General features: G+C 53.8%; 12 protein-coding genes. 11 read left to right on the top strand and 1 reads right to left on the bottom strand.

Annotated elements, in window-relative coordinates:
- The first annotated feature begins 63 nt into the window (after positions 1-63).
- The 5 genes from cysM (at position 64) to KO508_RS17660 (ending at position 5,996) form a co-directional block, all read left to right on the top strand.
- Entirely contained in the window at positions 64-957 is an 894-nt protein-coding gene (cysM, locus tag KO508_RS17680) for a cysteine synthase CysM (RefSeq protein WP_216009583.1), read from the top strand.
- Positions 958-983: 26 nt separating this feature from the next.
- On the top strand, positions 984-2,333 hold the full coding sequence (gene rlmD / locus KO508_RS17675) for a 23S rRNA (uracil(1939)-C(5))-methyltransferase RlmD (RefSeq protein ID WP_216009582.1): 1,350 nt from the start codon (positions 984-986) through the stop codon (positions 2,331-2,333).
- A gap of 58 nt (positions 2,334-2,391) precedes the next feature.
- Positions 2,392-4,632, top strand: a complete 2,241-nt coding sequence (relA, locus tag KO508_RS17670; protein WP_216009581.1) for a GTP diphosphokinase — start codon at positions 2,392-2,394, stop codon at positions 4,630-4,632.
- On the top strand, positions 4,629-5,495 hold the full coding sequence (gene mazG, locus KO508_RS17665) for a nucleoside triphosphate pyrophosphohydrolase (protein WP_216009580.1): 867 nt from the start codon (positions 4,629-4,631) through the stop codon (positions 5,493-5,495). Before relA ends, mazG begins: the two co-directional genes overlap by 4 nt.
- Positions 5,496-5,651: 156 nt before the next feature.
- Positions 5,652-5,996: a pilin assembly protein gene (locus KO508_RS17660; protein WP_216009579.1), complete on the top strand. Its 345-nt coding sequence runs from the start codon at positions 5,652-5,654 to the stop codon at positions 5,994-5,996.
- Between the two features lie 24 nt (positions 5,997-6,020).
- Here KO508_RS17660 and KO508_RS17655 read toward each other — a convergent pair whose 3' ends face one another.
- Positions 6,021-6,254: a hypothetical protein gene (locus tag KO508_RS17655; protein ID WP_216009578.1), complete on the bottom strand. Its 234-nt coding sequence runs from the start codon at positions 6,252-6,254 to the stop codon at positions 6,021-6,023.
- Between the two features lie 135 nt (positions 6,255-6,389).
- On the opposite strand from KO508_RS17655, the gene ppc reads away from it, so the two are divergent.
- From ppc to KO508_RS17625, 6 genes are all read left to right on the top strand, one after another.
- Positions 6,390-9,035: a phosphoenolpyruvate carboxylase gene (ppc, locus tag KO508_RS17650; protein ID WP_216009577.1), complete on the top strand. Its 2,646-nt coding sequence runs from the start codon at positions 6,390-6,392 to the stop codon at positions 9,033-9,035.
- Positions 9,036-9,097: 62 nt separating this feature from the next.
- Positions 9,098-10,471 (top strand): HDOD domain-containing protein, encoded by a 1,374-nt coding sequence (locus KO508_RS17645; protein WP_216009809.1) that lies wholly within the window; start codon positions 9,098-9,100, stop codon positions 10,469-10,471.
- A gap of 199 nt (positions 10,472-10,670) precedes the next feature.
- On the top strand, positions 10,671-11,324 hold the full coding sequence (gene adk, locus KO508_RS17640; RefSeq protein WP_216009576.1) for an adenylate kinase: 654 nt from the start codon (positions 10,671-10,673) through the stop codon (positions 11,322-11,324).
- Positions 11,325-11,357: 33 nt separating this feature from the next.
- Complete coding sequence (tsaB, locus tag KO508_RS17635; protein WP_216009575.1) at positions 11,358-12,056, top strand: tRNA (adenosine(37)-N6)-threonylcarbamoyltransferase complex dimerization subunit type 1 TsaB; 699 nt, start codon at positions 11,358-11,360, stop codon at positions 12,054-12,056.
- Positions 12,057-12,133: 77 nt separating this feature from the next.
- A complete protein-coding gene (locus KO508_RS17630; RefSeq protein WP_216009574.1) occupies positions 12,134-12,493 on the top strand; it encodes a UDP pyrophosphate phosphatase in 360 nt (119 codons plus the stop codon).
- The gene (locus KO508_RS17625; RefSeq protein WP_216009573.1) at positions 12,493-13,344 is read left to right on the top strand and encodes a class I SAM-dependent methyltransferase; all 852 of its coding nucleotides are present in this window, start codon (positions 12,493-12,495) and stop codon (positions 13,342-13,344) included. The genes KO508_RS17630 and KO508_RS17625 overlap by 1 nt, the downstream gene beginning before the upstream one ends.
- The last annotated feature ends 28 nt before the right edge of the window (positions 13,345-13,372 follow it).

Here is a 13,372-nt window from a genome sequence, read left to right as displayed (position 1 = left end):
TTGGGCGACTGGGGCTATAAGGCGTATCATGCCAACGCAAAAGTGTACCACAGGGTTCTTACTATGCATTTTCCCACAATTGAAGATTATGTCGGGCACACGCCTCTGGTTCGGTTACAGCGTCTCCCCGAGGATACCAGTAACGTGATTCTGGCCAAGTTGGAAGGCAATAACCCGGCCGGCTCTGTAAAAGACCGACCTGCTATAGGAATGATTCAAGAGGCCGAGCGCCGTGGTGAAATTAAACCTGGCGATACGTTGATTGAGGCAACCAGTGGTAACACCGGTATCGCGCTGGCCATGGCTGCGGCTATAAAGGGATACCGCATGGTACTCATTATGCCCGCGAACATGAGTGAAGAACGTCGAGCATCCATGAGAGCTTACGGAGCAGAGATTATCACCGTGAGTCAGGAAGAAGGCATGGAAGTGGCCAGAGATTTGGCCCTGAAAATGGCTTCTGAAGGTAAGGGCAGAGTGCTGGACCAGTTCAGTAATCAGGACAACCCACTATCACACTATCGCACCACAGGCCCGGAGATTTGGGAGCAAACCGAAGGGCGTGTAACCCATTTTGTTAGTTCTATGGGCACTACAGGCACTATTATGGGCGTGTCCCGATACCTCAAAGAGCGTAATCCGGATATCAATATTGTCGGCCTGCAACCAAAAGAGGGCGCCTCTATACCGGGCATCCGTCGTTGGCCGGAAGCATATCTCCCCAGCATTTACGATTCTACTCGTGTGGATCAGGTGCTGGATATCGGCCAACAAGAGGCAGAGGACACCATGCGCGCTTTGGCAGAGCGCGAAGGGATATTCTGTGGTGTATCATCCGGCGGCTCCATCGCTGCCGCACTTAAGCTCTCTTCGCAGGTTGAAAACGCCATTATTGTGGCCATTATTTGTGATCGCGGCGACCGCTATTTATCGACTGGCGTATTCCCCGGCGCCTGAACCTGACGACACCAAGAGAATAGATTATGAGCAGACGACGCAGGAAGGTGCTTCCTACGGAACCCGTACGCTGTGAAGTGGAAAAGCTTAGCCATGATGGCCGTGGCATAGCTCGTCAGGATGGCAAAATCCTGTTTGTGGATGGTGCTTTGCCGGGTGAAACCGTAATGGCCAAGGTGGTTTCCACCCGCAGTAAATTTGATGAGTTGCGTACCCTAGAGGTACTTGAAGCCGCGCCTGATCGCCAAATTCCCCCCTGTGATTTTGCCGATTTATGCGGTGGCTGCAGCCTTCAGCATATGAGCAGTGATGCCCAAATCCGCTTTAAGGAAGATACTCTGCGCGAGCAGTTTGAACACTTTGGCGGTATCGAGCCGGAGGAGTGGATTGAGCCGCTGCGCCCAGACAGTAACCTTGGGTATCGGCGCAAGGCGCGCATGGGCGTGCGCTATGTGAAAGCCCGGGAATCGGTGCTGGTAGGGTTTCGGGAGAAGCGCAATAGCTTTCTTACGGATATTGACCGCTGTGTAGTGCTGGATCCGCGCATTGGCGAGCGCATTGTTCCGTTGCGCGAGCTGCTACACACCATGGATGCATACGCCCGTGTGCCTCAGGTCGAAGTTGCTTGTGGTGACGACACCGCAGCGATGGTTTTCCGCAACATGGACGATCTGAGCAGTGGCGACCGGGAAAAGCTGATTGCTTTTGGCCAGGCCCACGATTTGCATATTTATCTGCAGCCCAAGGGGCCAGATACTGTGCACCGCATCTGGCCTGAATCAGCAGGTCGAAGCGATGAGCGCTTAAGTTACCAGCTTGATGCATTTGATCTCACCATGAAATTTCACCCCATGGACTTTACCCAAGTTAATGCGGGCATCAATAAAGCCATGGTAAGCAGAGCTGTTGACTGGCTGGACGTGCAGCCGGGTGAGCGAGTCTTGGATCTGTTCTGCGGGTTGGGCAATTTTACCCTGCCACTTGCGCGCAAAGGCGGGCAGGTTATTGGCGTGGAAGGTGATGATGCCATGGTTGTTCGGGGTCGCGAAAACGCGGAGCTGAACGCGCTTGCAAATGTGGAGTTTCACGGCGCTGACTTGCACGGGGATTTTACCGGTCAAAGCTGGGCACAAGAGGGTTTTGATAAAATTCTTATTGATCCGCCGCGCTCCGGAGCAGAGGAAATCTGCAAGTACCTCACCGCATTCGGTGCCAAGCGCATTGTGTATGTGTCCTGTAACCCTGCCACTCTGGCACGGGATGCAGGTGTGATGGCCAGCAACGGTTACCGGCTGGTGCGCGCCGGTGTAATGGATATGTTTCCTCACACCACGCATGTGGAGTCGATTGCGCTGTTTGAGCGTGGCTCTCGCTGAATTTTGCTGTGCACAGCGAAGGACAGTTGTGTGAATCACCGGGAATAACAAAACAGATATGGTAAAAGTTCGCGAAGATTACGCAGTGAATGGCGATGGCCAGATCGATATCGAGGGTTGGGTACAGCAGATTGCTTCCCAGACCCATCTGGACGATGTGGACCAGTTTCGCAGGGCGTGTGAAAAAGCCGCTGAAATCGATTTGCAGGCCTTCCGGGAGGATCGCCTCTGGGCGTCTGGCTCTAGCAGCTTTCGCACCGGCATTGAGATGGCTCAGGTGCTGGCGGAGCTGCGCTTGGATCAAGTCAGCCTGGTTGCTGCCATTCTATACCGTGCGGTTCGGGAGGAGCGGGTAGCCCTTGAGGTTATCCGCAAAGAGTTTGGCGATGAAGTGGCCATGCTTATTAATGGCGTACAACAGATGGCGGCCATTTCTTCCATACACCACCCGCTCAAAGGCAACGTGCTTGGGCAGAGTGAAGGCCAGTTGGATAACGTCCGCAAAATGCTGGTTACCATGATTGATGACGTGCGGGTTGCGCTTATCAAACTTGCCGAGCGCACCTGCGCCATCCGTGGTGTTAAGGATGCGCCAGAAGAAAAGCGTATGCGAGTTGCCCGCGAAGTGTTTGATATCTACGCGCCCCTGGCTCACCGTCTGGGCATCGGGCACATCAAGTGGGAGCTGGAAGACCTTTCATTTCGGTATCTGCATGAAACAGCCTACAAAAAGATTGCCAAACTTCTGGACGAAAAGCGCCTAGACCGGGAAGGCTACATCCGCCGCGTGATTGCCAAGTTGCAGTCAGAACTGAAAGCTACTGGTATCGAAGCCGATCTTTCGGGTCGTGCCAAACATATCTACAGCATCTGGCGGAAGATGCGTATTAAGGGCCTCGATTTCTCCCAGATATACGATATACGGGCCGTGCGTATTCTTGTGCCTGAGGTGAAGGATTGTTACGCCGTTCTCGGGATTGTGCATACGCTTTGGCGCCACATACCGAATGAGTTTGATGACTACATTGCCAACCCTAAAGAGAATGGCTACCAATCTCTGCATACCGCCGTGATCGGACCGGATGGCAAGGTCATGGAGGTACAGATTCGCACTCACAGTATGCATGAAGATGCCGAGCTCGGGGTATGTGCTCACTGGCTATACAAGGGCACGGACAAAAGTAACAAGTCGTCTGGCTACAATGCCAAGATTAACTGGCTACGACAGGTGCTGGAGTGGCAGGAAGAATTGGGCGACATCTCCGGGCTGGCGGACCATCTCAAATCCGACATCGTGTCGGATCGAATTTATGTGTTTACGCCTGAGGGGCACGTTGTTGATTTACCTCAGGGGGCGACACCCGTAGATTTTGCTTACCGAGTTCACACTGAGATTGGACATGCTTGTCGCGGTGCCCGGGTAAACAGCCGCATAGTACCTCTTACCTACCCGTTGAAAACGGGTGAGCAGGTATTTGTTCTTACCTCTAAGAACAATCCTGCGCCTAGCCGGGATTGGCTAAACCCCAGTCTTGGATACATTCAGACATCTCGCGCTAGAGCCAAGGTAACTCATTGGTTTAAAGAACAAAATCGCGACCGTAACGTAACGGATGGTCGTGCCATTATTGAGGATGAGTTTCGGCGCTTGTCGTTGCACGATGTGGACCTCAGCCAGCTGGCGGTAAAGGTGAACTATCACAACGCCGAGGACATGTTTGCTGCGGTAGGTGCTGGTGATCTCCGCCCTGCACACGTTGCCAATGTTGCTCAGCAAATGATCGAGCCCAAATCCGAACAGCTCGATTTGAAACTGATAGCCCAGCGTGACAAGCCCTACGATACCGAATCGGATATTCACATAGTGGGCGTAGGTAAGCTGAAGACCCAAGTGGCCAAATGCTGCAAGCCGTTGCCAGGAGATGCCATAGGTGGCTACATTACCGTTGGGCGTGGTGTAACCGTTCACCGACAGGACTGTCTAACGTTTCTGAACTTGCAGGAGTTTGAACCCAACCGAATTATTGAAGTGAGTTGGGGAGGGCAACAAGCCTCTGTTTATCCGGTCGACATTGAAATTGAAGCGTACGATAGGTCTGGTCTGTTACGGGATATCACTCAAGTGCTGTCAGTGTCGAAAAGTGATGTTCTGTCTTTGCACACCATGACCAATCGTGACGACAACACGGCCACCATGGTAGTGACTGTTGAAATTTCCAGCCTTGAGCAGTTGGCGCGCCTACTCGCCCAAATCCGCAACCTGCCCAATGTTATCGACGTAAAGCGTAAACGATCATGACCTACTCGATTGACGATCTGAAACTGTTGATGGCGCGGCTGCGTGACCCCGAAACCGGTTGCCCCTGGGATACCAAGCAAACGTTTAGAAGTGTTGTGCCGCACACGCTGGAAGAGGCCTACGAAGTAGCAGATGCCATCGAGCGGGAGGACTACGGAAACCTGAAAGATGAATTGGGTGACTTGCTGTTTCAGGTGATCTTTTACTCGCAGATTGGGGCGGAAGAAGGTCATTTCAGCTTTGATGCTGTGGTCGACAATTTAGTGCGTAAGCTTGTGCGACGTCATCCCCATGTGTTCCCGCAGGGCACACTGGAAAGCCGTATTGACCCGGACAACCGGCCAGACGAAGTCTGGATTAAGGAGAGCTGGGAGCGTATCAAGGCAGAAGAGCGGGCTCAGAAACAGTCAGACACGTCAGCGGATGCAACGCCGCCAAGCCGACTGGCTGGTATTGCACGGGCGCTGCCCGCGATGGTGCGCGCGGAAAAGTTGCAGAAGCGGGCGGCAAGGCACGGGTTTGATTGGCCAAACATAGAACCGGTATTCGACAAACTCCATGAAGAAATCGACGAGCTCAAGGAGGCCTGGCAGGCGGCAGAATCCGGGCAGGGTGGCCACGATGCCGTTGAAGATGAATTGGGCGATCTGCTGTTCGTGTGTGTGAACCTTGCGCGCTTCATGAAAGTTAATCCGGAGCAGGCTGTTGGGCGCACTAATCACAAGTTTGAGGCGCGATTCCGGGCCATTGAAAAGGTTCTTGAGCGTGAAGGCCGTTCCTTTGATGAAGAAACACTGGAAGCTCTTGATCAGATCTGGCAATCGGTCAAAGGTGTGGAAAAGAAAAGCGGGCAGCCAGAGTAGGTACAATCCGTTACCAATTCCTTACGTTTTCACTCCTGAGCTTCGTCTACACTTATTGGCTAGGGCGTTTGGCGGCGGCTCTGGGTAAGAAGTTTGCGCGCCAAAAGAGTTCAAAAGAGCTCAGGAGTCATCAACAAGAATTAGGAGTCTGGCTCGATGAAAATCAAAGATCTGGTTAGTTACTGGGATAAGCACGCTAAAGGTAGGCTTACCCGTGATGCTTGCTTTATGGCGTTATCTGACCAGCATCATCGGCAGCTCGAAACGCTATCTGCCCTCTATCCTCTAAAGTCATCTCAGGACCTTATTCGCGACCTGATCTCCGCTGCGCTCGATGAGGTCGAAACCGAGTTCCCTTACGTTCAAGGTGATCAGGTTGTCGCCTACGATGAAGACGGCTTCGAAATATACGAAGACAAAGGGCTGACTCCGGAATTCGTTCGCCTCAGCCAAAAGCACATCAAGCGTCTGAAGGCTCGCCAACTCGAATCAGTAGCCTAGTAACGAGTCTTCTAACAAGATCTGCTAGCCGGTGTGGCTCTCTAGTTTCTCTTTTAGTGGGTCTTGACTGGCTAAGTCGTCCAGTGCGGCGGCGATCATATCGTTTAGAATGTCGCTTTCGCTGCGCTCGGGATAAAGTTCCGCCAGAGCAGCCACTCTGGCTGCGTCTTCCAAGGGAAGCCTCAAATTGTAATCATGGGTTAGCTCTACTGGTTTTTTCTTTTGTTCCCAGTGCTTGGGCAGATCTGTGACTTTCATGTTGGCTCCTCTCAAGAGTAGGCTTTGTGGTACTGGTGCGGGCGCAGTTGCAGCCCCAAACGCCAATAGACTTTTTCGGTGGTTCCTTAGTATCGTAAGTTTAGTTTGTCTCCGTCAATTCATAAGGACGCCAATGTGACCGAGCTACACCCTGATCTCCGTGAAAATGTCCGCATGCTGGGCGAATTGCTGGGGCAAAGCATCCAGCGCTACCCCGGGCGGGGATGCTTCGAACGAATCGAAGAAATCCGAGCGGCCGCCAAATCCGACCGGCGGCAGGAAAGCGGATCCGGCCAGCGGCTAGTCAGCCTGCTTGGCAAGCTAAGCGATGACGAACTGCTGCCAGTCACCAGAGCATTTAACCAGTTTCTTAATCTCGCGAACCTAGCTGAGCAATACCACGGTATTCGCCGCAAGCGTGATCATCAGTCTGATCTGATGGTTGAACCATTAGCTGGTGTTTTTGAACGCCTTAAAGACGGTGGCGTAAGTGCCGAAGCGCTGCACCAATGTGTTGCGGATATGCGCGTAGAGTTCGTGTTGACAGCGCACCCCACAGAAGTTGCGCGCCGTACACTGATCATGAAATATGATGAAATGTCGGATTGTTTGGCGAGCCTGGACCACGCAGACTTGCTTCCACCTGAGCGAGAGGCGATTACAGAACGCTTGTCACGACTTGTAGCTGAAGCTTGGCATACGGATGAGATTCGCCATGAACGCCCCACGGCTGTTGATGAAGCCAAATGGGGTTTTGCGGTTATCGAAAACAGTCTTTGGCAGGCTTTGCCGCGATTCCTTGGTGATCTGGATCGGTCACTTCAGGAGGCGACAGGCAAGGGCCTTCCGTTACAGGCATCGCCGGTGCGTATCGCATCCTGGATGGGCGGCGACCGGGACGGTAATCCCAACGTTACCCATCAGGTAACTCAAAAAGTGTTTTTGCTCGGGCGGTGGATGGCTGCGGACTTGTTTCTGCGTGATATCAAGTCACTGAGAGCGGAGCTTTCCATGTGGCAGGCAAGCGATGAGCTGCGCGGATTATCTGGCGATTCCCGGGAACCGTACCGCTATGTATTGGCAGAATTGCGGGATCGCCTTATCAGAACGCGGGATTGGGCGGAGTCTCGCGTTACTGGCGAGCCAGCTGATACCTCGGGCATACTTTTTGAGAATGAAGATCTGACGGCACCGCTAGAACTCTGTTACCGCTCGCTAGTGGAGTGCGGGCTTGAAAAAATCGCCAATGGCGCTTTGTTAGACACCATTCGTCGCGCCCATACATTTGGCTTGCCCCTAAGCCGCCTCGATATCCGTCAGGAAGCGACCCGCCACGCAGAAGCTGTTGCCGAGATGGTGGAATATTTGGGGCTTGGTGATTACCTGTCTTGGTCTGAAAAAGAGCGCCAAGCATTTTTAATACAAGAGCTTCAGGGTCGCCGCCCGCTTGTGCCCCGCAACTGGGAGCCTTCTGAACCGGTACGGGAAGTTCTAGACACCTGCGAAGTGGTTGCGCAACAAACCCCGGAAGCTCTGGGCTCCTATGTTATATCTATGGCCAGCAAGCCGTCGGATGTGTTGAGTGTCATCCTACTGCTTCGCGAATCCGGTATGAAATTCCCCATGCGGATCGTGCCTTTATTTGAAACGCTGGATGACCTTCGCGGTGCACCCGACAGTATGTCTGCCCTATATGAGGTGGACTGGTATCGGGATTACTGTCAGGGGCGGCAGGAAGTCATGATTGGCTATTCAGACTCCTCCAAGGATGCGGGTCAGCTTATGGCTGCTTGGGCCCAGTATCAGGCGCAGGAAAAGCTCACTCAAGTTGCAAAGCGATTCGGTGTGCATCTAACTCTGTTTCATGGCCGCGGCGGAACCGTCGGCCGTGGCGGTGGCCCAGCCAACCGAGCAATTTTGTCTCAACCACCTGGTTCAGTGAACGGTAGCTTCCGCATTACCGAACAGGGGGAAATGATCCGTTTCAAGTTTGGTTTGCCACAGCTTGCGGTGCAGAGTTTAACGCTATATAGCACGGCGGTGATCGAGGCGACTCTGGCGCCGCCACCCGAACCCGAAAAAGCTTGGCGCGATACCATGGATTGGCTGACGGAGCGTTCGCTCAAAGCCTATCGCGAAGTGGTTCGGGAAAATCCCGATTTTGTACCTTATTTTCGCCAAGTCACCCCGGAGCAGGCATTGGGCAAACTAGCGCTGGGTAGTCGGCCTGCACGTCGTAAAGCCAGTGGCGGCGTGGAAAGCTTACGAGCCATTCCGTGGATTTTCGCCTGGACCCAAATGCGCTTAATGCTGCCCAGCTGGTTAGGCAGTGATGTGGCTCTGGAGAATGCCGCTAAAGAGGGGCGTCTGCCCGAATTGCGTGAAATGATGCAAGGGTGGCCTTTCTTCCGCACCTATGTCGACATGCTCGAAATGGTGTTGGCCAAGGCTGATTTGCGCATCGCCGGTTATTATGAAAAAACACTGTTGGACGATGACAAGCTCCGTGCCTTGGGTGTCAGCTTAGGTGAGCGCCTTGAAGGCTGCGTTCAGCGCCTGCTGGAGCTTAAAGAACAGCATGAGCTGCTGGAGGGCGAGCCGGTCTTTGCCCACTCCATGCGCGTGCGCAACCCTTATACAGACCCCTTGCACTACCTTCAGGCGGAATTATTGAAGCGCGACCGGGAAAGTGAGGGCAAAGGCGAAGTGCCTGAGCTGGTAGAACGTGCGCTTAAGGTTACAATGGCGGGAATTTCCGCCGGTATGCGTAACACCGGCTAACACCACCGGGAACGGACAGCGGGGCTCAGAATGCCCCAGCCATGGATAACAGGAGTATTCGTTTGGCTCTCGCAGCGCGACTGGAGCGGTTTTTTAACAAACAGGGTATAGCTTATCAGGAGCTGCCAATCGATAGGGCCGCCAACCTTGACGAGGCGGTGTCTGCTCTTGGTCAATCCCGCCAGGACGTCATCAAAGCGACGCTGCTGATCGACATCGGTGGCATTGTGATGGTTGTTCACAGGGTTGACAGTGCGCTCGATACAGAAGCGCTCTGGCAAATGACAGGGCGCCATCTGCAACCCCTTACCGAACAGCAGGCCTTTCGTTTGTTCAGTGATTGTGATCGTGGGTTTACGCCGCCAATTGGCAATGCGTATGACTTGCCGGTGCTTGTCGATGAAGGTATTACCAGATCAGAGCGTGTTCTTTTTTCCAGTGGTACAGACCACTCTCTGGTGGAGCTGGACGGGCGTTCACTGCGCCTTGCAATGGTTGGCTCCCGGGAGGGGCATCTGGCGATTCGCGGCCCGGACAGTGATGACGCCCGGGAAGCACTGACGCTGGCAGAAGTCGCTATCAAACTGAAAAAGCTGTACCGGCTGCCGCCCATGCCAGCACTGGCGTTACGCATTTTGCGCCTAACCTCCAACACTGAGGCGACTGCGCGGGAATTGGCAGAGCTTATCGAATTCGACCCCAGCCTAACCGCGCAGGTGATGCGCTATGCGCGCTCGGCCCTATTCAACTACCCTGGTCAAATCACCTCTGTTCAGGAAGCGGTAACCCGTGTTTTGGGCTTTGATCGTGTTGCCCACATTGCAATGGGGATAGCCTCGGTTCGTGCCTTTGACGTGCCAAGAGCAGGCATTCTAGGCATGGATAATTTTTGGCGTCACTCGCTTTACTGCGCTTTCCTGTGCCAGTGGTTGGCGCCCCGCTGCGGTGCAGACAAAGGTTTGGCCTATCTATGTGGCTTATTGCACAACTTTGGGTTGCTGTTGGTGGGCCATTTGTTCCCGGCAGAGTTTAAAGAACTCAACAGGCTTAGAGAGGCTAACCTCGAGACCAGCATGCAATCGTTGGAGCAGCAGGTATTCGGGCAGGGAAGCGAACAGGAAATTATCGCCGTAGGCCACGGCGCTATTGGTGGAATCCTGCACCGTCTTTGGGAGTTGCCGGACCCTGTGGTCAAAGCAGCGGGTGTGCATCAGCAGCTGGGTTACCAAGGTGAGCATGAAAACTACGTGATGATGGTTCAGCTAGCGAATGCGCTTTTAAAGGAGCGGAACATAGGCGACGAGTTTAATGCCGATGATATTCCGGCGCTACTGCATGGGCTGCAATTGGAGCCTGCCATCGCGAATGAAATGATTGACGAGATTGATAAGGTTGCACCGGAGCTGGACGTACTAGCATCGTCACTTATCACCTAACGGCGGTCTTTGAAGATTGGTTGTGTCCCGTTTTATAAAGATGATACGGAGGTCGACTTTCTCTGGAGTGCCTGACTTCGTATAATGCGCCATCGCCAAATCTGGCTAACACCTGTTCCGGCAGGAGAGGTTGTCGCAAAGGCATAAGTTTTTGCCACAACTTTTCAAACGATAATGACGAAAACGGGAGCACAGCGTTATGCGAATCATCATGTTAGGCGCACCAGGCGCGGGAAAAGGGACTCAGGCCCAATTCATCACCGAGCGTTTTGGGATACCCCAGATTTCTACTGGCGATATGCTGCGGGCAGCCGTTAAAGCCGAGTCCGAGCTTGGCAAACAGGTGAAGGAAGTGATGGCAACGGGCGGTTTGGTGTCCGATGACATCATTATTGCGTTGATTGAAGAGCGTATTAAACAGCCGGATTGTAAAAACGGTTACCTGCTTGATGGTTTCCCGCGCACAATTCCTCAAGCTGAAGCACTCAAAGATCAAGGCATTGTTATCGACTATGTTGTCGAAATTGCTGTCGATGATGAGGAAATTGTAAGTCGTCTCTCTGGCCGTCGTGTACACGAAGGCAGTGGCCGCATCTACCACGTTAAGTACGATCCGCCCAAGCTAGAAGGAAAAGACGATGAAACCGGCGAGCCGCTGATGCAGCGTTCTGACGATGAAGAAGAGACCGTTCGTAAGCGACTGAAAATCTATCACGACCAGACCGCGCCTTTGATCGGCTATTACCAGAATCTGGCAGAAAATCAGCCAGACGTAGCGCCCGAATACGTGCGTGTGGAGGGTGTGGGGAGTCTGGACAGCATTCGTGATCAGATTCTAGCCAGCCTCAAATAATTCACTGACTTTTTATCGAGGCCTTTCACGCCTGTGAAACTTTTGGCACTGGACACCTCCTCAGAGGGCTGCTCTGCAGCCCTTTTTGTTGATGGAGAGGTTTTTGAGAAGTTTGAAATTGCGCCTAGAGGCCACACCCGCCTCTTAATGCCGATGTTGCGCGAGTTGTTGGCGGAACAAGCACTCAAACCTAACGACCTTGACGCGCTGGCGTTTGCCCGTGGCCCGGGGTCTTTTACCGGTGTTCGCATCGCTACCGGTGTGGTTCAAGGTTTGGCATGGGGTCTTGATCTTCCCGTTGTCCCTGTTTCCTCTCTGGAAACTGTGGCTTTGGGTGCCATTGAAGTCTTGCAGGTAAAGGAAGGTGAAGGCATTGCTGTCGCTTTCGATGCCCGCATGAGTGAGCTGTACTGGGGATGCTTCCGAAATAGCTCGGGCATACCGGAGCTCATCGGTGAAGAGCGGGTCTGTGCGCCATCGCGGGTTACGCTAGAACATGAGGCCACACAGTGGGCTGGCGCAGGTCATGGTTGGGCTTTCTACGAAACCATGCCGACCGACGTTTCGGGCCGAATCAACTCGGTGGATGAAACCATTATTCCTCGGGCTGGATGGGTAGCACGTCTGGCTGTTGCTAAGTTCCATCAGGGCTTAGCTGTACCAGCGGAGCAAGCCCAACCGGTCTATATTCGAGACGAAGTTACCTGGAAGAAGCTGCCGGGGCGTGAGTAAGGCTTTTAATCCGTGCGGACTTCTTCCATACTTCAGCTAATCGCGTTTATTTCTCTGAAGCCCATGGTGCTTTGACGATGATTGGTGGTATCAACTCAGGCAATACACTTTCCTATCAGTCAGGGACTAACAGCCCCGTGCGTGAGCGCGGTGATGTTGCCCGTTCCCCTGCGTCAGCCCCCGAGAAAACCGCCGACGCGGCCCGCCGTGATTTAGCAGACGGCCCTAGCCAGCCCGCGTCAGAGCGGAATGTCAGTGACAGCCCTGAGCGTCGTGTAGAAGCCCGTCGAGCGGCTGAAGATGTGCGTCTGGAACGCTTTCGTGCGGATGAAGTTCCTCTACCCGCAGCCCGCGCCTTGTCGACCTTTGCCAGTGTAGCTGCTGCCGGGCAGAACTCTGATGGCTCGACGCTCGCCGGAATCGATATCCTGATTTAATGCCTCGCTCCAATGGCGCAAGGGCGTCCTCCAAAGATAAAAGCATCCCACTGGCAATAGCCAGAAGCCATCTTGGTGACGAACATCAGGCCATGGCTCTAGGTGTCGAACTTTCCTTACCTTACCTTGGCGTAGTGCATCCGAAAGATGTGCGACATGCAGATGCTCTGCTGTTTCTGGATGAAAACGGTTTGTCTCTTCAGGTGGCCGGTAAAGGTGCTCCTGGCCCGGTGAGGGCGGAATTTGTAACCGGCAAAATGGGTTACCGACGTGAGCACGGTGGCGGCGCTGGTCAGTTGGTGGCGCGCGCCGTGGGCTTGCAGAAGACAAAGGCAGACTTGCATGTTCTGGATGCCACTGCAGGCTTGGGACAAGATGCGTTTGTACTAGCTGGGCTTGGCTGTCGGGTCACAATGTTTGAGCGCAATCCTGTGATTCACGCTTTACTGGCGGATGGGCTGGCTCGCGCAGCGTTGAATGTCGATTGCGCCCCGATCGTCGCCCGGATGACGCTCCACGAAGGTAGCAGTATCGATTGGCTGACTAATGCCTGGGAAGAGGGGGCAGAGGTTTCTGATGCAACCGATGTGGTCTACCTTGACCCTATGTTTCCTCACAGGGACAAATCGGCGCTGGTCAAGAAGGAAATGCAGGTTTTTCGAACTCTGGTGGGCGACGATGATGATTCGCCGGTGTTGCTGGAGGCAGCCTTAGCTGTCGCCAAGTACCGCGTAGTGGTAAAGCGTCCGCGCAAGGCTCCGGCTATATCTGGACCTGAGCCCGGCGCCCGGGTAGAAGGTAAGAGCAGCCGCTACGATATCTACCCAATCTGCGCGTTGCCTTCACGCTAGCGCCTTGCCTGTAAGGCGCCTAACACAG

The organism is Marinobacter salexigens (assembly GCF_018860765.1).
Classification (GTDB): domain Bacteria; phylum Pseudomonadota; class Gammaproteobacteria; order Pseudomonadales; family Oleiphilaceae; genus Marinobacter; species Marinobacter salexigens_A.
This window is presented reverse-complemented; position numbering and strand designations above follow the sequence as displayed.